The organism is Microbacterium sp. C23T (assembly GCF_053345975.1).
The window spans coordinates 92,478-113,972 of sequence record NZ_JBKFBD010000016.1 but is presented as its reverse complement, the minus strand read 5'-3'; the positions used below and the strand labels follow the sequence as shown (position 1 = coordinate 113,972).

The 21,495-nt window shown below is 71.2% G+C and carries 21 protein-coding genes; 5 read left to right on the top strand and 16 right to left on the bottom strand.

Going from position 1 to position 21,495, the window contains the following annotated elements:
• Window positions 1–99: 99 nt before the first annotated feature.
• From ACLBXX_RS11055 to infC, 6 genes are all read right to left on the bottom strand, one after another.
• Window positions 100–1,017, bottom strand: a complete 918-nt coding sequence (locus tag ACLBXX_RS11055; RefSeq protein WP_447658057.1) for a glutamate ABC transporter substrate-binding protein — start codon at window positions 1,015–1,017, stop codon at window positions 100–102.
• Window positions 1,018–1,134: 117 nt separating this feature from the next.
• Complete coding sequence (locus ACLBXX_RS11050) at window positions 1,135–1,950, bottom strand: amino acid ABC transporter ATP-binding protein (protein WP_447658056.1); 816 nt, start codon at window positions 1,948–1,950, stop codon at window positions 1,135–1,137.
• Between the two features lie 76 nt (window positions 1,951–2,026).
• Window positions 2,027–2,827 carry a TrmH family RNA methyltransferase gene (locus ACLBXX_RS11045; protein WP_447658055.1) on the bottom strand — a complete coding sequence of 267 codons (801 nt, stop codon included), beginning with the start codon at window positions 2,825–2,827 and terminating at the stop codon, window positions 2,027–2,029.
• A gap of 187 nt (window positions 2,828–3,014) precedes the next feature.
• On the bottom strand, window positions 3,015–3,398 hold the full coding sequence (gene rplT / locus ACLBXX_RS11040) for a 50S ribosomal protein L20 (RefSeq protein WP_045297244.1): 384 nt from the start codon (window positions 3,396–3,398) through the stop codon (window positions 3,015–3,017).
• 32 nt (window positions 3,399–3,430) lie between these two features.
• Window positions 3,431–3,625, bottom strand: coding sequence for a 50S ribosomal protein L35 (rpmI, locus tag ACLBXX_RS11035; protein WP_045297246.1), 195 nt, complete (start codon window positions 3,623–3,625; stop codon window positions 3,431–3,433).
• Window positions 3,626–3,696: 71 nt separating this feature from the next.
• On the bottom strand, window positions 3,697–4,386 hold the full coding sequence (gene infC, locus ACLBXX_RS11030) for a translation initiation factor IF-3 (RefSeq protein WP_310290083.1): 690 nt from the start codon (window positions 4,384–4,386) through the stop codon (window positions 3,697–3,699).
• A 269-nt stretch (window positions 4,387–4,655) separates the two neighbouring features.
• Between infC and ACLBXX_RS11025 the strand changes: the two genes are divergently transcribed.
• Window positions 4,656–5,072 (top strand): DUF1844 domain-containing protein, encoded by a 417-nt coding sequence (locus ACLBXX_RS11025; protein ID WP_375872779.1) that lies wholly within the window; start codon window positions 4,656–4,658, stop codon window positions 5,070–5,072.
• Between the two features lie 28 nt (window positions 5,073–5,100).
• On the opposite strand, the gene ACLBXX_RS11020 is transcribed toward ACLBXX_RS11025, so the two are convergent.
• From ACLBXX_RS11020 to ACLBXX_RS10990, 7 genes are all read right to left on the bottom strand, one after another.
• Window positions 5,101–6,495, bottom strand: a complete 1,395-nt coding sequence (locus tag ACLBXX_RS11020) for a pyridoxal phosphate-dependent decarboxylase family protein (RefSeq protein ID WP_447658054.1) — start codon at window positions 6,493–6,495, stop codon at window positions 5,101–5,103.
• 60 nt (window positions 6,496–6,555) lie between these two features.
• Window positions 6,556–7,347, bottom strand: a complete 792-nt coding sequence (locus ACLBXX_RS11015) for an SseB family protein (protein ID WP_447658053.1) — start codon at window positions 7,345–7,347, stop codon at window positions 6,556–6,558.
• Complete coding sequence (priA, locus tag ACLBXX_RS11010) at window positions 7,331–8,077, bottom strand: bifunctional 1-(5-phosphoribosyl)-5-((5-phosphoribosylamino)methylideneamino)imidazole-4-carboxamide isomerase/phosphoribosylanthranilate isomerase PriA (RefSeq protein ID WP_045297251.1); 747 nt, start codon at window positions 8,075–8,077, stop codon at window positions 7,331–7,333. Before priA ends, ACLBXX_RS11015 begins: the two co-directional genes overlap by 17 nt.
• A gap of 72 nt (window positions 8,078–8,149) precedes the next feature.
• Window positions 8,150–8,821 (bottom strand): imidazole glycerol phosphate synthase subunit HisH, encoded by a 672-nt coding sequence (gene hisH / locus ACLBXX_RS11005; protein ID WP_447658052.1) that lies wholly within the window; start codon window positions 8,819–8,821, stop codon window positions 8,150–8,152.
• Window positions 8,818–9,426 carry an imidazoleglycerol-phosphate dehydratase HisB gene (gene hisB, locus ACLBXX_RS11000; RefSeq protein ID WP_447658051.1) on the bottom strand — a complete coding sequence of 203 codons (609 nt, stop codon included), beginning with the start codon at window positions 9,424–9,426 and terminating at the stop codon, window positions 8,818–8,820. Before hisB ends, hisH begins: the two co-directional genes overlap by 4 nt.
• The gene (locus ACLBXX_RS10995) at window positions 9,423–10,508 is read right to left on the bottom strand and encodes a histidinol-phosphate transaminase (protein ID WP_447658050.1); all 1,086 of its coding nucleotides are present in this window, start codon (window positions 10,506–10,508) and stop codon (window positions 9,423–9,425) included. Before ACLBXX_RS10995 ends, hisB begins: the two co-directional genes overlap by 4 nt.
• Window positions 10,509–10,575: 67 nt before the next feature.
• The gene (locus tag ACLBXX_RS10990; protein ID WP_447658049.1) at window positions 10,576–10,986 is read right to left on the bottom strand and encodes a LysM peptidoglycan-binding domain-containing protein; all 411 of its coding nucleotides are present in this window, start codon (window positions 10,984–10,986) and stop codon (window positions 10,576–10,578) included.
• A gap of 263 nt (window positions 10,987–11,249) precedes the next feature.
• Between ACLBXX_RS10990 and lexA the strand changes: the two genes are divergently transcribed.
• Both lexA and ACLBXX_RS10980 read left to right on the top strand, forming a co-directional pair.
• Entirely contained in the window at window positions 11,250–11,930 is a 681-nt protein-coding gene (gene lexA, locus ACLBXX_RS10985) for a transcriptional repressor LexA (protein ID WP_447658048.1), read from the top strand.
• A 69-nt stretch (window positions 11,931–11,999) separates the two neighbouring features.
• Window positions 12,000–13,517: a hypothetical protein gene (locus ACLBXX_RS10980; protein ID WP_447658047.1), complete on the top strand. Its 1,518-nt coding sequence runs from the start codon at window positions 12,000–12,002 to the stop codon at window positions 13,515–13,517.
• On the opposite strand, the gene metE is transcribed toward ACLBXX_RS10980, so the two are convergent.
• Together metE and ACLBXX_RS10970 are read right to left on the bottom strand one after the other, a co-directional pair.
• Window positions 13,514–15,910 (bottom strand): 5-methyltetrahydropteroyltriglutamate--homocysteine S-methyltransferase, encoded by a 2,397-nt coding sequence (gene metE / locus ACLBXX_RS10975; protein ID WP_447658046.1) that lies wholly within the window; start codon window positions 15,908–15,910, stop codon window positions 13,514–13,516. The genes ACLBXX_RS10980 and metE overlap by 4 nt on opposite strands.
• A gap of 97 nt (window positions 15,911–16,007) precedes the next feature.
• On the bottom strand, window positions 16,008–16,970 hold the full coding sequence (locus ACLBXX_RS10970) for a methylenetetrahydrofolate reductase (RefSeq protein WP_447658045.1): 963 nt from the start codon (window positions 16,968–16,970) through the stop codon (window positions 16,008–16,010).
• 274 nt (window positions 16,971–17,244) lie between these two features.
• Here ACLBXX_RS10970 and ACLBXX_RS10965 point away from each other — a divergent pair, with 274 nt between their 5' ends.
• On the top strand, window positions 17,245–19,179 hold the full coding sequence (locus ACLBXX_RS10965) for an alpha/beta hydrolase family protein (protein ID WP_447658044.1): 1,935 nt from the start codon (window positions 17,245–17,247) through the stop codon (window positions 19,177–19,179).
• Window positions 19,180–19,203: 24 nt separating this feature from the next.
• Here ACLBXX_RS10965 and hflX read toward each other — a convergent pair whose 3' ends face one another.
• Window positions 19,204–20,721 carry a GTPase HflX gene (gene hflX / locus ACLBXX_RS10960; RefSeq protein ID WP_447658043.1) on the bottom strand — a complete coding sequence of 506 codons (1,518 nt, stop codon included), beginning with the start codon at window positions 20,719–20,721 and terminating at the stop codon, window positions 19,204–19,206.
• Between the two features lie 115 nt (window positions 20,722–20,836).
• On the opposite strand from hflX, the gene ACLBXX_RS10955 reads away from it, so the two are divergent.
• Window positions 20,837–21,493 carry a class I SAM-dependent methyltransferase gene (locus tag ACLBXX_RS10955; protein WP_387146849.1) on the top strand — a complete coding sequence of 219 codons (657 nt, stop codon included), beginning with the start codon at window positions 20,837–20,839 and terminating at the stop codon, window positions 21,491–21,493.
• Window positions 21,494–21,495 lie beyond the last annotated feature (2 nt).

The window sequence follows — 21,495 nt, the reverse complement described above, 5'->3', positions numbered from 1 at the left end:
GTTGTCTGTGATGACCCCCATCGCCCCCCCTTCCCTCGTCCACCCCCGCGGCACCCGCCCTGCCGTGGCGGCGCCGCGAGGGCGCCGCCACGGACCGGGTCAGCTGGCCGGGTCGACCTCCGGCTGCTCGCCCTCGACGCCCGAAGCGCCGAGGTTGTTGTCGAAGATCTGCTGCCAGATGTCGCCGCCGTCGGTGAACATCGTGTTGATGTACTCCTGCAGCGCCGTGTCGCCCTTGGCGAGACCCACGCCGTAGCGCTCCTCGCTGAAGACGTCGCCGACGACCTTGAGGTTGTCAGGGTCCTGCGCGGCGTAGCCGATGAGGATCGCCTCGTCGGTGGTCACCGCGTCGACCTGGCCGTTCTTCAGGTCTTCGACACAGGCGGAGTAGGTGTCGTACTCCTTCGTCTGCGCGGTGCCCATGTCCTTGATCCGCTGGATCGAGGTGGAGCCCGTCGCCGAGCAGACCACCATGTCGGACGTGAGCGATTCAGGCCCGTCGATGGTGTCGTTGTCGGCGGCGACCAGAAGGCCCTGGCCGGTCACGAAGTACGGACCGGCGAACGAGATCTGCTCCTTGCGCTTGTCGGTGATCGAGTACGTGCCGACGTAGTAGTCGATGTCGCCGTTCACGATCGCCTGCTCGCGGTTCGCCGACGGGATCGCCTGGAACTCGATCTGGTCCTCGTCGAAGCCGAGCGAGGCGGCGATCCAGCGTGCGATGTCGATGTCGAAGCCGGTCCGCTCACCGGTGGTGGGGTCGAGGTAGCCGAGACCGGGCTGGTCCTCCTTGACGCCGACCTTGACGCTCCCGCGCTCGGTCATGGCGTCGAAGGTCGGGCTGCCCTCGATCGTGACGTCGGTGGCGACGGTCCAGGGCGTCGACGAGGTCTCCTCGTCACCACCCGCCGCCGACTCCGACGGGGCCGCCCCCGGCGTGCCGCTGTTGCACGCGGTGAGGGCGAGAAGGGCGGCGGCTGCCAGGCCGACGCCCGCGATCAACTTCGTCTTGCGCATGTGTTCCTCCTGTTGCATGTGTTTCCACGGGTTCCGTATGTTCCGACGTCGGGTTCGTGCGGTTCGAAGTCTGAGATGTGTGCTCGTGTCGTCCTTCCGACGGCTGCGGCGAGGGGTTCAGTGCGTGAGCAGCTTCGAGAGGAAGTCCTTCGCGCGCGAGCTCTGCGGGTTCGTGAAGAACTGCTCGGGGGTCGACTCCTCGACGATCTGCCCGTCGGCCATGAAGACGACGCGGTCGGCCGCCTTGCGGGCGAAGCCCATCTCGTGCGTGACGACGATCATCGTCATGCCGTCCTGGGCGAGGCCGACCATGACGTCGAGCACCTCGTTGATCATCTCCGGGTCGAGCGCGCTGGTGGGCTCGTCGAACAGCATCACCTTGGGCTGCATCGCCAGGGCGCGTGCGATGGCGACGCGCTGCTGCTGACCGCCCGAGAGCTGGGCCGGGAGCTTGGACGCCTGGTGCCCGACCCCGACGCGGTCGAGCAGCTGCTTGGCGACGGCCTCGGCGTCCGCCTTCTTCATCTTCTTGACCTTGATCGGCCCGAGGGTGACGTTCTCGAGGATCGTCAGATGCGAGAACAGGTTGAACGACTGGAACACCATGCCGACGTCGGCACGCAGCCCCGCGAGGGCCTTGCCCTCCTTCGGGAGCTCCTTGCCGTCGATCGTGATCGTGCCGCTCGTGATCGTCTCGAGGCGGTTGATCGTGCGGCACAGGGTCGACTTGCCAGAGCCGGAGGGACCGATCACGACGACGACCTCACCGCGGTTGACGGTGAGGTCGATGTCTTTCAGGGCCTGGAAGTCGCCGTAGTGCTTCTGAACGTTCGAGATCTGGACGAGGGGATCACCGCGGCGGACCGAGATGTTGCTCGTCGGATTCGCCTGCGCGGCCGGCTGTTGCGCCTGCGCACTGTCATCGGGCGTCATAGCCACACCCTAGAACCGCGCTCCGACACGATGCCAGAGCCTTGCCCGCGTCTTAACCGTGTTGTAACAGGGCGCCTCAGCGGGCCGCGCGCTGCGCGAAGGCGGTCTCGTACAGGCAGACGCTGGCCGCGGTGGCCAGGTTCAGCGATTCGGCCGCGCCGTAGATCGGCAGCCGCAGCGAGAGGTCTGCCAGCGCCAGCGCGTCCTCCTCGAGGCCGCGGGCCTCGTTGCCGAAGAGCCACGCCGTCGGCTCCGCGAGCACGTCGCGCGACGCGAGGAAGTCCCCTCCCCCGACATCGGCGGCGATCACGCGGACGCCCGCCTCGTGCGCCTTCGCCACGGCGGTCGCGAGATCGACTCCTACCGCGACAGGCACGTGGAACAGGGACCCGGTCGTCGCGCGCACGACCTTGGGGTTGTAGGGGTCGACGGTGCGTCCGGTGAGCACGACGGCGTCCGCGCCGGCGGCGTCGGCCGCGCGGATGATCGTGCCGAGGTTGCCGGGGTCGCGCACCTCTTCACAGATCGCGACGAGACGCGGCGAGGCGGCGAAGACGTCGCGCAAGGACGTCGGCGACTGACGGGCGACCGCGACGATGCCCTGCGGGGTCACGGTGTCGGCCATCGCGTCGAGCACCGCCTCGGTCGTGTAGACGACCTCGAGTCCGGCGTCCTTCGCGGCGTCGCGCACATCGGTGTGCTTCTCGAGCGCGGTGGGCGTGGCGAAGATCTCGACGAGGGTGTCGGGCCGGTACGCCAGCGCCTCGCGGGCGGCCTGCGGACCCTCCAGCAGGAACAGGCCGGTCTCCTGACGGGCGCTGCGCTTCGTCAGCTTCGCGACGGCGCGGACACGCGGAGAGCGAGGGTTCTCGAGCACGGCTCTCAGTCTAGAGTCGCGGCTGGGCCCACGCGCCCAGAGGCTCCGGGCGACGCGCCAGCGGCGTCTGGAGAGGGCGTGGGGACCCCATCCCGGAATGCGTTTCTCACCGTCTGCCGCCGCCCGCACATGCGAAAGGGGCGCCCTCCGTGAGGAGGACGCCCCTTTCGAGACAACGGATGCCGATTCAGGCGCTCTTGGGAGCGTTGACGTTCTCGGGCAGCGCCTTCTTGGCGGTCTGGACGAGCGACGCGAACGTCTTGGGCTCGTTCACCGCGAGCTCGGCGAGCATGCGACGGTCGACCTGCACACCCGCGAGGCCGAGGCCCTGGATGAAGCGGTTGTACGTGATGCCGTTCTGACGGGCAGCGGCGTTGATGCGCTGGATCCACAGGCGGCGGAAGTCGCCCTTGCGCTTGCGACGGTCGCGGTACGCGTAGACGAGCGAGTGGGTGACCTGCTCCTTCGCCTTGCGGTACAGGCGCGAACGCTGGCCACGGTAACCCGAGGCACGCTCGAGGATGACGCGACGCTTCTTGTGGGCGTTGACGGCCCGCTTGACTCTAGCCATTTCTTGATGTTCCTAACTTGCGTCGGCGCGCGTCAGCGGCCGAGGAGCTTCTTCGCGACCTTGGCGTCGCCCGGGGCGAGGACCTGCTCCTGCGACAGGCGGCGGGTACGGCGGCTGGGCTTGCCCTCGAAGTTGTGGCGAAGGTTCGCCTGCTGCTTCATGAGCTTCCCGCTGCCGGTGACCTTGAAGCGCTTCTTGGCGCCCGAGTGGGTCTTCTGCTTCGGCATCTCTTCTTCCTTCGTTTCACTTCCCGCCCAGGCGGGAGTCGGTATCCCGCGGTGCGGGAGTCTGTGGGGCCTTACTCGGCCGTGGCTGCCTCGGGGGCTGCGGCCGGCGCATCGGCCGCAGGGGCCTCGGTCGCCTCGGCGGCGTCGGCCGTCGTCGCGCCGCCGCTCCGGGCGGAGCGGGCAGCTTCCTTGTTCGCGGCGCGCTGAGCGTTCTGCTCGGTCTTCACCTCGGACTTGTTCTTGTGCGGTGCGACCACCATCACCATGTTGCGGCCGTCGATCGTGGGGTTCGATTCGACCGTGCCGAACTCGGCGACGTCCTCCGCGAACTTGCGGAGCAGGCGCACGCCCTGCTCGGGACGCGACTGCTCGCGACCGCGGAACAGGATCATCGCCTTGACCTTGTCGCCGGACTGGAGGAAGCCCTCGGCGCGCTTGAGCTTGGTGATGTAGTCGTGGGCCTCGATCTTCAGACGGAACCGGACCTCCTTGAGGACGGTGTTCGCCTGATTGCGACGCGCTTCCTTGGCCTTCTGCGCAGCCTCGTACTTGAACTTGCCGTAGTCCATGATCTTGACCACGGGCGGCTTCGAGTTGGGGGCCACCTCGACGAGATCGAGGTCGGCCTCCTGGGCCAGGCGCAGCGCCACCTCGATGCGGACGACGCCGACCTGCTCTCCGTTCGGACCGACGAGGCGGACCTCGGGGACCCGGATGCGGTCGTTGGTGCGGGGATCGCTGATGCGGAACTCCTTGGGTATATGGGCTGGACCACCGCGACACGCAGTCGTATCGCGGGCGGAGGAAGATCCACTCCACCCGTCAGACGCTTCGAGCGCCGACTTCCTGCACCCTCTCCGGTGATGGAGTTCCCGTCCGGTCGCCCCGACGGCTACCCCGGCCGCAGAACGGTCGGGGCGGAGTGCATGACCCGGTAGCCTGGAACGGCAAGCGCGGGTGGGATGTGATCCACTTTCCGATCCGGTACAGAACGCACCGGAGACCGCAGCAGTCTATCAGAGAGAACGGCGTGGACACGATTCGAGACCAGGACGGCGATCAGACGAGCGCGACCGCAGTGGATGCTGAGCGCCAGGCGCGCTGGGAGGAGCAGGAGCGGGCGGCCGCCTCGGCCTCGCGCGACATCGCCGATGTGCCGGCCGTCGAGGTCATCACGACAGCCGCGGTTCACCTGATGAGCGCCGCCGCCGTCAAGGTGGGGCTGGCCGACGACCCCGAGACGCAGACCGACCTCGACGAGGCCCGCAAGCTCATCAACGCCCTCGCAGGGCTCATCACCGCCGGCGCGCCCGAGATCAGCGACATGCACGCCCGCTCGCTCCGCGACGGCCTGCGCTCGGTGCAGCTCGCCTTCCGCGAGGCCTCGGTCATCCCCGACCCGATCGGCAAGGGCCCCGGCGAGAAGTGGACCGGCCCGGTCACCTGACCCGGTGATACTCCCCGGCTCCTGGGGCTCAGTCCTCGAGCCCCAGGGCCGCCGCGCCGCGCGCGACCGCGTCGACGGTGCGGCGGACCGCCTCCGCATCGGTGCCGTGGTTGCTCACCGAGAACCGCACCACCGTGCGTCCGTGCCAGGTAGAGGATGAGGCCCACGCCGTCCCCTCGGCGCGCAGCCACTCCCCCAGCGCCGCGGTCGACGCATCGTCCCTCGCGGCGAGGCAGACCTGCGTGAACACGACGTCGTTGAGCACCTCGAGCCCGGGAATCGCACGGAATCCGGCGGCGAGGGCGGTTGCAGCATCCGTCAGCCCGTCCACCAGCTGGGCGACCCCCTGACGGCCGAGCGACCGCAGCGCGGCCCAGACCGGAACGCCGCGCGCCCGGCGCGACATCTCGGTGACGTGGTCGTAGGGGTCGGCGACGCCGGCCACCTCGGGGAGATAGGCCGCGTGCGCGCCGAGGGCCGCGGTCATCGCCGTCTCGTCGCGGACGATCGCGACCCCGCAGTCGTAGGGGACGTTGAGCGTCTTGTGGGCGTCCGTCGCCCACGAATCCGCGTGCGCGACCCCCTCGACGAGGTGCCGTGATCGAAGGCTCGCGGCGGCCCACAGTCCGAAGGCACCGTCGATGTGCACCCACGCGCCGGCTAGATGCGCCACCTCCACGGCCTCGACGAAATCGTCGAACGCGCCGGAGTGCACGTCGCCCGCCTGCAGGGCGACGATGGCGGGGTCGTCGCCGTGCTCGTGCAGCGCCCGCGCCAGTCCGTCGACGTCGATCCGGCCCTGCGCGTCCGCGCCCACTGTTCGGGGAGCACCGAGCCCCGACATGCGTCCCGCCAGGACGACCGAGGTGTGCACGGCGTCGCCCGCGAAGAAGCGGACGGGCGGCAGATCATGCAGTCCGGCAGCGGGGTCGCCCCCACGTTCGCGGACGAGGGCGTCGCGGGCGGCGATCAGACAGGCCAGGTTCGCGCCCGTGGCGCCGGTCGAGAAGCCGACTCCGCTGTCGGGCGGCAGCCCGAGGACGTCGAGGAGCCAGCGTCCGGCGGTCTCCTCCACGGCGGCCGTCGCCCCGGCGACCTGACGTGGCCCCGTGTTCTGGTCCCAGGCCGACACGAGCCAGTCCGCCGCGAGTGCCGCCGGATAGGTGCCACCGGTCACAAGGCCGTAGAAGCGTGAAGAGCCCATCGCCATGAGGCCCGGTTCCGCGGCAGCCACGAGCTCCGCCACGACGGAGGTCGCGTCGCTGGGCTCATCGGGCAGTTCGGCCGCGAAGCGATCGCGGACCGCATCGGCATCGAGCTCGGGGCGGATCGGGCGCTCGTCGAGCGAATCGAGCCACGCCATCGCGTGGCGGTGCGCCGTGTGCAGCGCCCGCCCGTAGTCACTGCTCGCCCCGTGCTCCATCCGCCACCTCCGCGGAGCCGATCATCCACCGGCCGGCCGGGGGCCGCAAGGGCTCGTCCGTCAGGCGCGGACGAGCTTGACCGTCAGGGAGTCGACCAGGACGGCGATGCGGTCATCGGCTGCCCACCGCTTGGCGAGGCGTGCGAGCAGCGCGTCGAGCTCGGCCTTCTCGAGCCCGTCCATCAGGTGCAGGCGGACCACCAGCTCGGGGCCGCGCAGTCGCGCATCGGGGTCGCCGGGCTCGACCGCGAGGTCGATGACCGACAGCTCACCGCCGATGCTCTCGTGGAGCCCCGCCACCACTTCGGGCGACAGGAAGCTCGGCTCCCACGGGAGGCCCTGGCCGATCGCCCACACGGCGGGACGCCGGATGACGAACTCGGTCTCGGACGCCGGGTCGACCACGATGAGGTCGGTGTCGTCGGCCGCAGCAGACAGGGCGGTGCGGACGCCGTCCGCCGGAACCGGCCGGGCCGCGGCATCCCATCGCCTCATGGCATCGACCGACGTGAACACGGGCAGCACGCGACGGCCGTCGGGAGCGGCCACCGTGACGATGGAGAGCTCCTGCGTCTTGTCGACCTCGAGGCCGTGCGCCCCGATGCCGTGGTCGCCCTTCTCGGCGACGAGCGGGATCAGCAGGCGCGCCGCCCGGTAGGCGTCGACGACCTCACGCTCACCGCCCGTTCCCGCGCGGAACGCGGTGAGCGCGGCGAGCAGCGCCGGATCGGCCGAGCCGTCGTCGGAGGAGTGCGGGTTCGCCTGGAAGCTGCGACCCTCCCACGGCACGCCGGCGGAGTCGCCGCCGTGCGCGTGGCCGTGGTGGCCGTGGGGGTCAGTGTCCGGCGACATCCAGCGCCTCGGCGAGCGTGAAGGCTCCGGCATACAGCGCCTTGCCCACGATCGCGCCCTCGACGCCGAGCGGGACGAGATCGCGCAGTGCCGCGATGTCGTCGAGGCTCGACACGCCGCCCGAGGCGACGATCGGCTTCGGGGTGCGCGTGGTCAGCTCGCGCAGGAGATCGAGGTTCGGGCCCTTGAGGGTGCCGTCCTTCGTGACGTCGGTGACGACGTAGCGGCTGCAGCCGGCCGCTTCGAGGCGGTCGAGCACCGTCCACAGGTCGCCGCCCTCGCGCGTCCAGCCGCGCGCGGCGAGCGTCGTGCCGCGCACGTCCAGGCCCACGGCGATCGCGTCGCCGTAGCGGCCGATGACGTCGGCGGCCCACTCGGGGTTCTCGAGCGCCGCGGTGCCGAGGTTGATACGCGACGCGCCGCTCTCGAGGGCCGCCTCGAGCGTGCGGTCGTCGCGGATGCCGCCCGAGAGCTCGACCTGCACGCCGCGGACCTGCTTGATGACCTTGCGGAGCACGCCGGCGTTGCTGCCCCGACCGAACGCGGCGTCGAGGTCGACGAGGTGGATCCACTCGGCACCCTGCCGCGCGAAGTCGAGGGCTGCGTCGACGGGGTCGCCGTAGCTGGTCTCGGTGCCGGCCTCGCCCTGCGTCAGGCGGACGGCCTTGCCGTCCGCGACATCGACGGCGGGCAGGAGGACGAGCTTGGGTGTGGACGCGAAATCGTTCATGGATCCTGACTCAGACGTGGGGAAGCTGTGGGGCGGATCACGGAAGCACGCGCTCCCGCAGACGGCACGGTCTCAGAGGGTAGCCCCGCCGAGGCCGTCGATCCAATTCGTGAGAAGACGGATGCCGGCATCCCCGGACTTCTCCGGGTGGAACTGCGTGGCCGACAGCGGCCCGTTCTCGACCGCGGCGAGGAACCGCGTGCCGTACTCGCACCACGTCAGGACGGGCTCGGGGAACGGCGGCCGGACGTCGAGCAGCCACTTCTGCGCACCGAACGAGTGGACGAAGTAGAACCGCTCGTGCTCGATGCCCCGGAAGAGGCGCGAGCCCTCGCCCGGCTCGACGGTGTTCCAGCCCATGTGGGGCAGCACGGGGGCGTCGAGCTCGGTCACGACGCCCGGCCACTCCCCCATGCCCTCGGTGTCGACACCGCGCTCCACGCCGCGCTCGAAGAAGATCTGCATGCCGACGCACACGCCGAGCACCGGGCGGCCGCCGGCGAGCCGGCGTTCGATGAGCTCGTCGCCGCGGCTCGCGCGCAGCGCCTCGGCCACCGCGCGGAACGCGCCGACACCGGGCACGAAGAGCCCGTCGGCGTCCATGATCAGACCGCGATCGGAGGTCAGCCGCGCGTCGGCACCCGCCGCGACCAATGCCTTGACCGCGGAGTGGACATTGCCCGAACCGTAGTCGAGGACGGCGACGAGCGGCTTCTCCCGCTCGGCGGGAGCGCTTTCGGTCACAGGGCGCCCTTCGTGCTCGGGATGCCCTCGACGAGCGGGTCCCGCGCCTTCGCCTGGCGGAACGCGCGGGCGAACGCCTTGTACTCCGCCTCGGCGATGTGGTGCGGGTCGCGCCCCGACAGCACGCGGACGTGCACGGTCAGTGCCGCGTTGAAAGAGATGGCCTCGAAGGTGTGTCGCACGAGCGAACCGGTGAAGTGGCCGCCGATGAGGTGGTGCTCGAAGCCGGCGGGCTCGCCGGTGTGCACCAGGTAGGGGCGGCCGCTGATGTCGACCACGGCCTGCGCGAGCGCCTCGTCGAGCGGCACCAGAGCGTCGCCGTAGCGCGAGATGCCCGACTTGTCGCCGAGGGCCTCGCGGATCGCCTGGCCGAGCACGATCGAGATGTCTTCGACGGTGTGGTGGGCGTCGATGTCGGTGTCGCCCGATGCCCGCACGGTGAGATCGGTGAGCGAGTGCTTCGCGAACGCGGTCAGGAGGTGGTCGAAGAACGGCACCGTGGTGTCGATGCGGCTGCGGCCGGTGCCGTCGAGATCGAGCTCCAGCTCGACCGTCGACTCACTCGTCGCCCGGCGCAGCGAGGCGGTACGTGGTGCGGCGCTCATGCCGCCGATCCTACCGAGGCGAGGGCGTCGAGGAATGCGGTGGTCTCGTCCGCGGTGCCCGCGGTGACCCGCAGGTGCGACGGGATGCCGACGTCACGGATGAGCACACCCTCGTCGTACAGGGCCTGCCAGGTGGCCGCCGGATCGGCCACGCCGCCGAACAGCACGAAGTTCGTCCAGGACTCGTGGGGCGTGTAGCCGAGCGCCTCGACCGTGGCCGAGATGCGGTCGCGCTGGGCGACGATCTCGTCGACCATGCCCAGCATGACCGGAGCATGACGCAGCGCGGCGGACGCCGCCGCCTGAGTCAGCGCGCTGAGGTGGTATGGCAGGCGCACGAGCCGGAGTGCGTCGATGAGGGCGGGATCGGCGGCCAGGTAGCCGACGCGGGCACCGGCGAAGGCGAACGCCTTGCTCATGGTGCGCGAGACGACGAGTCGTTCGCGCCCGGGCAGCAGCGTCAGCGCCGAGCGCTCGTCGTGCGGGGCGAACTCGAAGTACGCCTCGTCGACGATGACGACCCCGTCGGCGGCCTCGTACACGGCCTCGACGACGTCGAGACCGAGGGGCGTGCCGGTCGGGTTGTTCGGCGAGCAGAGGAAGACCACGTCAGGCGAGGCGTCGGCGATCTGGGATGCCGCGTCTTCGGCGTCGATCGTGAAGTCGGCCGATCGGGTGCCCGAGATCCATTCCGCGCCGGTGCCGCGCGTGAGCAGCGGGTACATCGAATACGTCGGAGTGAAGCCGAAGGCGGTGCGACCCGGCCCCGCGAAGGCCTGCAGGATGTGCTGCAGCACCTCGTTCGAGCCGTTCGCGGCCCAGATCTGGTCGCGAGTGAGGCCGTGACCGAGATAGTCGGCGAAGCCCTCGCGCAGGGCGGTGAACTCGCGGTCGGGGTAGCGGTTGACGTCGCGCAGAGCGAGTGCGATCGAGTCGAGGATGTCGTCTGCGACCTCGGCCGGAACCGGATGAGTGTTCTCGTTGACGTTCAGGGCGACCGGAAGCGGTGCCTGCGGGGCGCCGTAGGGCTTCTGCCCCCGGAGGTCGGCGCGTAAGGGGAGATCTTCGAGACGTGCACTCACCCATCCCATGGTAGGCCCGCCCATCGGGCACCTCTCGCCGCGTGACGTCGCGCGACGCGCCGCGCGATCAGCGGTCGTACGCCGCGGGGATCGCGAGGCGCTGGCCCGCCTGGACGAGGACGGTGTCGAGGGCGTTCAGCCGCACGAGCTCGTCGACCACGTCGCGCGGGTCGCGGTCGGGGGCGACCGCTTCGGCGATCGTCCACAGCGATTCGCCGGGCGCGACGGTGACTGTCGTGAACGAGCCGGCGGGAGCGCCCGCGTCACGCGAGGCGAGCGCCGCGCCGCCGCCGAGCACCGCGACGCTCAGGGCGATCACGGCCGGAAGAGCGGCCAGCACGGCGAGCACACGACGACCGCGCACCGTCAACCGCAGACGCGTTGATCGCCCGGCCACGGCACGCGTGGCGCGCTGGGCTGCGGCACCGGCGGCGCGGGCCGGCGACGGGATGGACGTCGTGAAGTCGATCGCGGTCATGCTCGTCTCCTCCTGATGGGGAGAGATTCGCATTCTCCACTCGGCCGGGAGTGAAGAATACGAACCTCTCTTCCGAAGCTATCTTCGAGTCTGTACGATGTCAATACCGCATTCCGACGTCGATCTCTCGAACGCGACACGCGGCGAGGTTGCCACCTCATCGCCTGGGATCCGGATACGGTTTCGATACGAGAACCCCACCACGGGCCTCCGACATTCGAAGAAACAGCGCTCGGCGGCCGAGCGCAGGACGGAGCCGGAAGATGAGCGACGCGGCCGGGCGAGAGAAGCCCCAGACCCGCCGGCGCAAGAGCCTGAGCGAGAAGCAGCTCGCGATCCTCGAGGTGATCCAGCGCTCGATCGCCCGCCACGGCTACCCGCCCAGCATGCGCGAGATCGGCGATGCGGTCGGCCTCAAGTCGCTGTCGAGCGTCACGCACCAGCTCAACCAGCTCGAGCTGAGCGGCTACCTGCGGCGCGACGCGGGCAAGACCCGCGCCATGGAGGTCCTCATCGACCTGCCCGGGACCGCCACCGAGAGCCCCGCCGACGCCGCGCCGTCGGTCGGCGACGCCGCGCTCGTGCCGCTGGTCGGCCGCATCGCCGCGGGCGTCCCCATCACGGCCGAGCAGCAGGTGGAGGAGATCTTCCCCCTCCCGCGCCAGCTCGTCGGCAAGGGCGACCTGTTCATGCTCAAGGTCTCCGGCGAGTCGATGATCGACGCCGCGATCTGCGACGGCGACTGGGTCGTGGTGCGATCGCAGGCCACCGCCGACAACGGCGACATCGTCGCCGCGATGCTCGACAGCGAGGCGACCGTGAAGACGTTCCGCCAGCGCGACGGCCACACCTGGCTCCTCCCCCGCAACTCCGCGTTCGAGCCGATCCTGGGCGACGACGCCAGCGTGCTCGGCAAGGTCGTCGCGGTGCTGCGCGCGGTCTGACGCCATTTCGCACGAATCGCGCGACGCCAGAGGTGGTGGGCAGTACGCGCGACGCGCTATAAGGGTGGAATGACCGCCGTCACGCCCTCGCCAGACGTTCCCGACCTCCAGGCCCGCCTGGACGCGCTCGAGGCCGAGAACGCCCTCCTCAGAGCCGGCGCCGCGCCCGCGCCGGCCACCGGCAGGGCGAATCGCCCGGCAGGCAGCGGCTGGCGCGCGTTCTTCTCCGCGCTGTGCATCGTGATCGCGTCGATCCTCGTCCCGATCTCGATCGTCACCGCGTGGGCGCGGCTGGAGCTCGTCGACGAGGCCGCGTTCGTGCAGACGCTGGCTCCGCTCGCCGATGACCCCGCCGTGCAGCAGATGATCATCGACGAGACCGTCGAGGCCGTGCAGGCCCAGGTCGATTTCGAGGAGCTGACGGCCAACGTCTTCGACGGCATCGATCAGCTCGGGCTGCCGCCCCGCGCATCACAGGCCCTCAAGCTGCTGCAGGCACCGGCCGCGGAGGGACTCCAGAACCTCCTCACGCAGACCGTCACGCGCGTCGTCGAGTCGGACGCCTTCGCCGACACCTGGACGGCGACCACCCGCGCCGCCCACCGCGCCCTGACCGCCGCGGCCACGTCCGACGGCGGCGGCATCGTGGTGATGAACGACCAGGGCCTCGGCATCCAGCTCGGCGCGATCGTCGAGCGCGTCAAGCAGAACCTCATCGATCGCGGCGTCGGCATCGCGCAGCTGATCCCTGCCGTCGACAAGGTCATCATCATCGGCACCGGCGACACGCTCGTGACGATCCGCACCACGTACGCCCTCGCCACGGCGCTGGGCTGGTGGCTGCCGATCATCACGATCGGGCTCTTCGTGCTCGGCATCCTCATCGCGCGCCGCCGGAGCACGGCGGTGCTCGGCTCGGGCATCGGCTTCGCGCTCGGCGGCGGTGCCCTGGCGATCGCGTTCGCCGTCGGCTACCCGGTCATCGGACAGACGGCGGCGCAGCTCGGTCTCTCGGTCACAGCGCTCGACGTCGTCTACCAGAGCCTCGTCGGCGCGATGCAGCAGACCGCGTCCATCGCCGTGCTGCTCGGCGTCGTCATCGCGATCCTGGGCTGGTTCGCCGGCCGTTGGACGCCGGCCGTGCGCTCACGCCAGGCCGTTGCGAGCCTGAACGCGTCGGCACGACGGCAGCTGGCGAGTCACGGGTTCGGCACGGGACGCTTCGGCGCCTGGCTCTACCGCTACCGCACCCTGGTGCGCACGCTCATCATCGTCCTCGCGGTCATCTGGCTGTTCGCACTGCGACCGCTGTCGGCCGGCGACATCTTCCTCGTGCTCATCGTCGCGCTCGTCGTGACCTGGATCCTCGAGCTGCTGCAGGTCCGCCCCGACGAGGCGGTGGCGGTCGCGGAGTCCGTCGATGCCGAGGACGACGACGCCGACGGCACCGCCGACACCCTCGTCATCGACGCCGACACGGTGGTCATCGAAGACGAGAACGACACCGAGGTCATCCCCGACACCGAGGATGCCTCGACCGGCGCATCCGCGCCGGCCGAAGCATCCGGGAAGAAGCCGCGCGCCTAGAGGCTGACGCCGACGCGCTCCCGCACGAGTCCGGTCGCCTCGACGAGATTCCTCAGCGAGGCGACCGTCTCGTCGTACCCCCGCGTCTTGAGCCCGCAGTCGGGGTTGACCCAGACGCGCCGCAGGGAGAGCTCGCCGACCGTGCGGTCCAGGAGGTCGGTGATCTCGTCGACCGAGGGCACGCGCGGCGAGTGGATGTCGTAGACGCCCGGGCCGATCCCGGCCGCGAAGCCCGACACCCGGATGTCGCCGATCACTTCACCGCGGCTGCGGGCGGCCTCGATCGAGGTCACGTCGGCGTCGAGGGCCGCGATCGCGTCGATGACCACATCGAACTCCGAGTAGCAGAGGTGGGTGTGCACCTGCGTCGCCGGCGCGGCCCCCGCGGTCGCGAGGCGGAACGAGCCGACCGACCACTCGAGGTAGGCGGGCTGGTCCGCCGCCTTGAGGGGAAGGAGCTCCCGCAGCGCCGGCTCGTCGACCTGGATGACGCGGATGCCCGCGCCCTCGAGGTCGGCGATCTCATCGCGCAGCGCCAGCGCCACCTGGTTCGCCGTCTCGCCGAGCGGCTGGTCGTCGCGCACGAACGACCACGCCAGGATCGTCACCGGCCCGGTCAGCATGCCCTTCATGGGCTTGTCGGTGAGCGACTGCGCGAACGTCGACCACGCGACCGTGATCGCCGTCGGCCGTGACACGTCGCCCCACAGGATCGACGGCCGCGTCGCACGCGAGCCGTACGACTGCACCCAGCCGTTCTCGGTCACCGCGAAGCCGTCGAGGTTCTCGGCGAAGTACTGCACCATGTCGTTGCGCTCGGCCTCGCCGTGCACGAGGACGTCGAGGCCGATGTCCTCCTGGAGCGTCACGACGCGCGCGATCTCGTCGCGCAGGAACCGCTGGTACTCGTCGGCACCGAGCTCCCCGCGGCCGTGACGAGCCCGCGCCCGGCGGATGTCGCCGGTCTGCGGGAACGACCCGATCGTGGTGGTGGGCAGCACGGGCAGCGCGAGCTCGGCATCCTGCGCCGCGACGCGGGCGTCGTAGTCGCCGCGCTCGAAGTCACCGGCGTCCAGCACCGCGGCCCGCTCGCGCACGGCGCCGTCGCGCACCCCGGGCGCGCTGCGACGGTCCGCGAGGGCGGCGGATGCCTCGGCCAGCGGCTCGGCGATGGCCTCGCGACCCTCGACCAGGCCGGTGGCGAGCGTCACCACCTGCGCGAGCTTCTGGTCGGCGAACGCGAGCCACGACGCCAGCCGCGGGTCGAGCGCGGACTCGTCGGCGACGTCGTGGGGCACGTGCTGGAGCGAGGTCGAGGTGCCCGCGCTGATCTCCGACGCGCCCACGGCGCTCAGCGCCTGCAGGCGCTCCCACGCGGCGTCGAGGTCACCGCGCCAGACGTTCCGTCCGTCGACGACGCCGCCCACGAGGGTCTTGCGGTCGAGGCCCGGAACCGCGTCGGGCACGGCGCCCCGGGTGAGATCGATGGCGATGGCCTCGATCGGGGCCGCCGCCAGCGCCGTCCACGCCTGGGGCGACAGCTGCGCGTACCCCGCCGCGACGAGGATCGCCGGGCGGTCGCCGCGAACGCCCAGCGCGGCATACGCGCGAGCCGCGGCATCCGCCAGCACGGCAGCGTCCGCGGGCAGGCTCTCGCTCACCAGGGCGGGCTCGTCCAGCTGTACCCACGCGGCGCCTGCGGCGCGAAGGGCGGACAGCAGCTCGGCGTACACCGGCAGCAGGTCGTCGAGGCGGCTGAGCGGATCGAAGCCCTGGGGCGCGGCTGGGCCCACGCGCCCGGAGGCTCCGCGCGACGCGCCAGCGGCGCGTGGAGTGGGCGTGGGGACCGTCGCCTTCGCCAGAGCGAGGAGCGTCACCGGACCGACCACGACCGGACGCACCGTGAAGCCGTCGGCCTTCGCCTCGGCCACCTGGCGTGCGAAGCGGTCGCTCGAGAGGGAGAAGACCGTCTCGGGGCCGATCTCGGGCACGAGGAAGTGATAGTTCGTGTCGAACCACTTGGTCATCTCGAGGGGAGCATCGTCGCCCGCCCCGCGTGCGGCGGTGAAGTACGCGTCGATCCCGATCGCGCCGTCGGCGTCGCGCAGCGCGGCGAACCGCTCGGGCAGCGCCCCGACGGTCACGGCCGCGTCGTGCACCTGGTCGTAGAACGAGAACGACTCGGGGATCGACGAGTCGTCGCGGCCGAGACCGAGCGCGGCGAGCCGTTCGCGCGTCGCGCGGCGCAGGCCGGCCGCCGTCTGCTCCAGGGTCGGTGCGTCAGTGGCGCCGGCCCAGTACGCCTCGACCGCGCGCTTGAGTTCGCGGCGACGCCCGATCCGGGGATAGCCCAGGATCGTGCCGTGGGGGAAGGTGCTGCGAGGTTCGGTCATCGTGCTCTCTCTCTTTCGCTTCGTTCATCTCGGAGTGGGGGGTTTTCGGGGTCGCCGAAGAGACCCGTCGGTCATCCGACGGATCGCGGCGTCCGGGTCAGCGGACGGCGTCGGGCATTCGCGCGGCGGAGGCGAGCACGCCGGCTTCGCTCAGCACGTTGAGCACCGTCTCGTGGTTGTTGAACGCGTACAGGTGGACGCCGGGGGCGCCCCCCTCCACGACCTCGCGGGCCAGGCGCGCGGCGTGCGCGACGCCCACCTCGCGCTGCCCGTCGACGGTCGGCTCGAGGTCGAGCGCGACGGCGAGGTCCGCCGGCCGCTGCTCCCCCGTCAGCTCCAGCACGCGGCGCAGCCGAGTGGGCGAGGTGATCGGCATGATGCCGGGGAGGATCGGGATCGTGACACCGGCTTCGCGCGATCGCTGCACGAACGCCAGGTAGTCGTCGGCGTGGAAGAACAGCTGCGTGATCGCGAGCGTCGCACCGGCCGCCTGCTTCGCGAGCAGCGCGTCGATGTCTTCGAACGGATGCCTCGACCGAGGGTGACCGTTCGGGAACGCCGCCACGGCGATGTCGACGCGGGGGCGCTCCGCGAGCCGCACGGCACCCGGCACGCCGGGGATGGGCGCTTCGCTGTAGGGCTCACGCTCCGCCTGCACGCAGTCGATGAGCTGCACGAGCTGCGCCGCGCTGTCGAGGTCGCCGAGGAAGACGTCCTCTTCCGACACGCCCGCCGGAGGATCGCCTCGGAGTGCGAGGAAGCTCGTGATCCCGGCATCCAGGAATTCGCGGATCAGCGCGTTCGCGCCGGCGTAGGTGTTCCCGACGCAGGTGAGGTGGGCGAGGGGCTCGACGTGGGTCTCGCGCAGGATGTGGGTCAGCAGCTCGAGGGAGCGACCGCCGGTGGAGCCGCCCGCTCCGTAGGTCACCGAGATGAACCGCGGGTCGACCGACGCCAGGTGGCGGATCGTCTCGTGAAGGGCGGCGACGCCCGCGTCGGAACGCGGCGGGTACACCTCGAAGGAGATCGGCACGGGAGGAGTGCTCAGGTCGATCGACATGGCCTGCTTCTCAGGGATCGGCGGACAGGGCTGAGCCGTACGGGAAGGCCCGATCGGCCGCGGCACCTCCACCCGCCGGACGGCGGAAGGGGTGTCATTCGCGGGCGGGTGCCGGGCTCGGCTGTCGCTCCTGCCCGGGCCCCGAGGTTCGGGGCGTCCGTGAGGACGACCGGGCGACGATTCGTCCACGGTAGCGGAGCGCGCCGCCGCGGTGTCGCCTGTGACGTTCTGTTTCGATCGCGGCACCCGTGGGCTTCGTCGTAGCGTGGGGTGCGTGACGACACCGGACGTGCGCCCCTACGGCAGCTGGCCCTCCCCCATCTCGGCCGCGGAGGTCTCCGCGGCCTCACCCCGTCTGGAGGGTGCGCGCTTCGTCGGTGCGGACGCGCCGGAGGTGTGGTGGGGCGAGTCCGTGCCGGAAGAGGGCGGCCGCTCCGCCGTGCGCCGGAGGGCGGCATCCGGAGCCGTCGTCGATGTGCTCCCCGCGCCGTGGAGCGCCAGGTCGCGCGTGCACGAGTACGGCGGCGGCTCGTGGACGGCCGACGACGACGGCGTGCTGTACTTCGTCGAGAAGACCGACCAGCGCGTCTGGCGGCTCGAACCGGGCGGTGAGCCGCGCCCGCTCACGCCCGAGGCCGGCGACGTCCGCTTCGGCGGCCTGACGCTGCAGCACGGCCGCCTGCTCGCCGTGCGCGAGGACCACACCCGCGGCACCGCGGTTCCGGCTCGCGACATCGTGGACATCCCCCGGGACGGCAGAGCGGATGCTGCGCGCCTGAGCTCGCTCGCGAGCGGCAGCGACTTCGTCGCCCACCCCGCGCTGTCGCCCGACGGCTCGCGCCTCGCCTGGATCGCGTGGAATCACCCCCACATGGCCTGGGATCGCGCGGAGCTGCGCATAGGCCGCCTCCAGGGGGGCGACGGCCCGGAGTGGACCACGGTCGCGGGCGGCGGTTCCTCGCCGCTGCAGCCCGCGTGGGTCGACGACGACGATCTCGTCTACGCCGACGACCCGACGGGCCGCTGGAACCTGTGGCGGCTGCGGCTGACGGCCGACCTCCACCACGAGCCGATCACTGCCGTCGATGCCGACACCGGCGGGCCTCTGTGGGTGCTCGGCACGCGGTGGTTCACGCTGCTCGCCGACGGGCGCATCGCCGCGGTCGAGGCGAACGGCGCGGAGGAGCTCGTCGTCTTCGACGGCGCCGGCGGGCGCCGCGCGCTGCCCGTCGACGCGGTGACGCGCCTGTCGATCGAGGACGCGCGCGGCACCCGTCTGCTCCTCTCGGGCGCCGGCTCCGGCGGCGCAGGGCTCTGGGAGGTCGACGTCGACGATCCCGCGGCGACGCGGCTCATCGTCGGCGGTACGTCGCCGTGGGGAGCCGAGTGGATGCCGCGTTCGCGCCCGATCACCGTGCCGGGGCCGCATGGTCCCGTCCACGCTTTCGACTACCCGCCGGCGAACCCGGGATTCGTCGGACCCGACGGCGAGCGGCCCCCGTACGTGGTGTTCGTGCACGGCGGTCCGACCGATCACGTGGGCGGCGCAGCATCCGGGAAGATCGCTTACCTGACCAGCCGCGGAATCGGCGTGCTGGACGTCAACTACGGCGGCTCCAGCGGCTACGGCCGCGCCTATCGTGAGCGCCTGCTGGGGCAGTGGGGCGTCGTCGACGTCGACGACGTCGTGGCCGCGGCCCGCGGGCTCGCGGAGGCGGGCACCGCCGATGGGGCCAGGCTCGCGATCGCGGGCGGCTCGGCGGGCGGCTGGACGGTGCTGTGCGCACTGACGAACTCGGACTCGTTCGGCGCGGGCATCAGCCGCTACGGCGTGGCCGACCTGCGCACGCTCGCCGAGGACACGCACGACTTCGAAGCCCGCTATCTCGACGGCATGGTCGGGCCGCTGCCCGAGGCCGAGGAGCTGTACGTCCAGCGGTCGCCGCTGTCGCACCTCGATCGACTCCGCACGCCGCTGCTGATCGAACAAGGCCTCGACGATCGCGTCGTGCCGCCGTCGCAGTCCGAGGCCGTGCGCGACGCCCTCGCGGCGAACGGCGTCGCCCACGCCTACCTCGCGTTCGAGGGCGAAGGGCACGGCTTCCGCAGCGCGACGACGCTCGTACGGACCATGGAGGCCGAGCTCGCGTTCCTCGGCCAGGTGTTCGGCTTCGAGACGCCGGGAGTGCCGCCGCTCGAGCTCGACTAGCGGCTCGAGCGGCGGCTCGCGTTCTCAGACCGCGAAGGGGGCGAGGCGTGCGGCGAGGTGCTCGCCCACGCGGGCGTGCACGGCGGTGCCGCCCTCCTCGTGCTCCTGCGCGAGGATCATCCCCTGCTCGTGGATCGCCGAGACGAGGTCGCCGCGGTCGTAGGGCACGAGCGCCCGCACCTCGACGGCCGGCAGCGGCAGCGTGTCCTCGATGAGGGCCCGCAGCTCGTCGATCCCCTCGCCGGTGCGGGAGGACGCGAACACCGCCTTGGGCTCGAGTCCGCGCAGCAGCAGGCGCGCGTCGTCGTCGATCAGATCGGCCTTGTTGAAGACGATGATCTCGGGGATGTCGCGGGCGCCGACGTCGCCGATCACATCACGCACCGTCGCCAGCTGGGCGGCCGGGTCGGGGTGCGAGCCGTCGACGACGTGCACGATGACGTCGGCGTCGCCGACCTCCTCGAGCGTCGACCGGAACGCCTCCACCAGCTGGTGGGGCAGGTTGCGCACGAAACCGACGGTGTCGGTGAGCGTGTAGATCCGGCCGTCGTTCGTCTCGGTGCGCCGCACCGTGGCGTCCAGCGTCGCGAACAGGGCGTTCTCGACGAGCACGCCCGCGCTCGTGAGGCGGTTCAGCAGCGACGACTTGCCGGCGTTGGTGTACCCGGCGATCGCGACCGACGGGATCGTGTTGCGCTTGCGCTCGGCCCGCTTGGCGTCGCGCGCCGGGGCGAAGTCTCGGATCTGCTTGCGCAGCTGCGCCATGCGCGTGCGGATGCGGCGACGATCGAGCTCGATCTTCGTCTCACCGGGGCCGCGCGAGCCCATGCCCGCACCGCCCGCGCCCACCTGTCCACCGGCCTGGCGGCTCATCGAGTCACCCCAGCCGCGCAGGCGCGGGAGGAGGTACTCGAGCTGCGCCAGCTCGACCTGGGCCTTGCCCTCGCGGCTCTTCGCGTGCTGGCTGAAGATGTCGAGGATCACCGTCGTTCGGTCGATCACCTTGACCTTGACGACGTCCTCGAGGGCGCGCCGCTGGCTCGGCGCGAGCTCGGTGTCGGCGATCACGGTGTCGGCGCCGACCGAGGCGACGATGTCGCGCAGCTCCTCCGCCTTGCCGCGACCCACGTAGGTCGCGGGGTCCGGGTGGGGACGCCTCTGCAGCACGCCGTCGAGCACGACGGCGCCGGCGGTCTCGGCGAGCGCCGACAGCTCACGCAGCGAGTTCTCGGCATCCTCCGTCTCGCCCTGCGCGTGCACGCCGACCAGCACGACGTTCTCGAGTCGCAGCTGCCGGTACTCGACCTCGGTGACGTCTTCGAGCTCCGTGGAGAGCCCGGGGACGCGCCGGAGCGCGGCGCGCTCCTCGCGATCCCACTGCTCGCCGTCGGTGTCGGTGCGCCCGATCGTTGCCTCGTCCTGGAGCGCCTGAGCGGCTCCGAAGACGTGCACCCCCGAGCGCGCTTCGGCGCGCGCCAGCACGCGATCCACCGGGTCCACCGGCGTCTCGTCGGTGCTCTGGGGTGTCGTGGTATCCGTCATGTGTTCCTTCGCTTGTTGCGGTGGATGCCGTTTTCCGCCGCTCATCGGCCGGTTCGCCGCATCCGTGAATTCTAGCTTCCCGTTGTGCGGAGCACCTCCGCTAGGCTCGTCAGCCATGGGGAGTGACCACTATTTCAGTGCGACACCCGCCAGCCCCGAGAATCTGCGCCGCATCCGGGTCACGCTGTCCGGTCGCGATCTCGAGGTCACGACTGCCGGGGGCGTCTTCAGCCCCGATCACGTGGACTCGGGAACCGCGGTGCTGCTGTCGAACACTCCCCCGCCTCCGGCGAGCGGGAACTTCCTCGACCTCGGGTGCGGGTGGGGACCGATCGCACTCAGCCTCGCGCTCGACGCGCCGCACGCGACGGTGTGGGCCGTCGACGTGAACGAGCGTGCGCTCGACCTGGTGCGCCGCAACGCGGCGGCACTCGGGCTCGACAACGTCAACGCGTCGCTGCCCGATGATGTTCCCGACGACATCCTGTTCCGCACGATCCGGTCGAATCCGCCCATCCGCGTGGGCAAGAACGAGCTGCACGGCCTGCTCGAGCGCTGGCTCCCCCGGCTCGACGAGCGCGCGGACGCGTGGCTCGTGGTGCAGCGCAACCTCGGCTCCGATTCGCTGCAGCGCTGGCTGGCCGCCACGCTCGACCGGCGCTTCACCGTGCACCGTGCGGCGACGGCCCGCGGCTTCCGCGTGCTCAAGGTGCGCCGTCACGGCTCACCGCCGAGCGAGCCGATCGACCTGCCCGAGCTGCCCGAGGTCTGAGC

Excerpts from the sequence above, each read along its gene's own strand:
- ACLBXX_RS11055 (WP_447658057.1), bottom strand. The coding sequence starts at position 1,017 with ATGCGCAAGACGAAGTTGATCGCGGGCGTCGGCCTGGCAGCCGCCGCC.
- ACLBXX_RS11050 (WP_447658056.1), bottom strand. The coding sequence starts at position 1,950 with ATGACGCCCGATGACAGTGCGCAGGCGCAACAGCCGGCCGCGCAGGCG.
- rplT (WP_045297244.1), bottom strand. The coding sequence starts at position 3,398 with ATGGCTAGAGTCAAGCGGGCCGTCAACGCCCACAAGAAGCGTCGCGTC.
- rpmI (WP_045297246.1), bottom strand. The coding sequence starts at position 3,625 with ATGCCGAAGCAGAAGACCCACTCGGGCGCCAAGAAGCGCTTCAAGGTC.
- ACLBXX_RS11020 (WP_447658054.1), bottom strand. The coding sequence starts at position 6,495 with ATGGAGCACGGGGCGAGCAGTGACTACGGGCGGGCGCTGCACACGGCG.
- ACLBXX_RS11015 (WP_447658053.1), bottom strand. The coding sequence starts at position 7,347 with ATGTCGCCGGACACTGACCCCCACGGCCACCACGGCCACGCGCACGGC.
- priA (WP_045297251.1), bottom strand. The coding sequence starts at position 8,077 with ATGAACGATTTCGCGTCCACACCCAAGCTCGTCCTCCTGCCCGCCGTC.
- hisB (WP_447658051.1), bottom strand. The coding sequence starts at position 9,426 with ATGAGCGCCGCACCACGTACCGCCTCGCTGCGCCGGGCGACGAGTGAG.
- ACLBXX_RS10990 (WP_447658049.1), bottom strand. The coding sequence starts at position 10,986 with ATGACCGCGATCGACTTCACGACGTCCATCCCGTCGCCGGCCCGCGCC.
- lexA (WP_447658048.1), top strand. The coding sequence starts at position 11,250 with ATGAGCGACGCGGCCGGGCGAGAGAAGCCCCAGACCCGCCGGCGCAAG.
- ACLBXX_RS10980 (WP_447658047.1), top strand. The coding sequence starts at position 12,000 with ATGACCGCCGTCACGCCCTCGCCAGACGTTCCCGACCTCCAGGCCCGC.
- metE (WP_447658046.1), bottom strand. The coding sequence starts at position 15,910 with ATGACCGAACCTCGCAGCACCTTCCCCCACGGCACGATCCTGGGCTAT.
- ACLBXX_RS10970 (WP_447658045.1), bottom strand. The coding sequence starts at position 16,970 with ATGTCGATCGACCTGAGCACTCCTCCCGTGCCGATCTCCTTCGAGGTG.
- hflX (WP_447658043.1), bottom strand. The coding sequence starts at position 20,721 with ATGACGGATACCACGACACCCCAGAGCACCGACGAGACGCCGGTGGAC.
- ACLBXX_RS10955 (WP_387146849.1), top strand. The coding sequence starts at position 20,837 with ATGGGGAGTGACCACTATTTCAGTGCGACACCCGCCAGCCCCGAGAAT.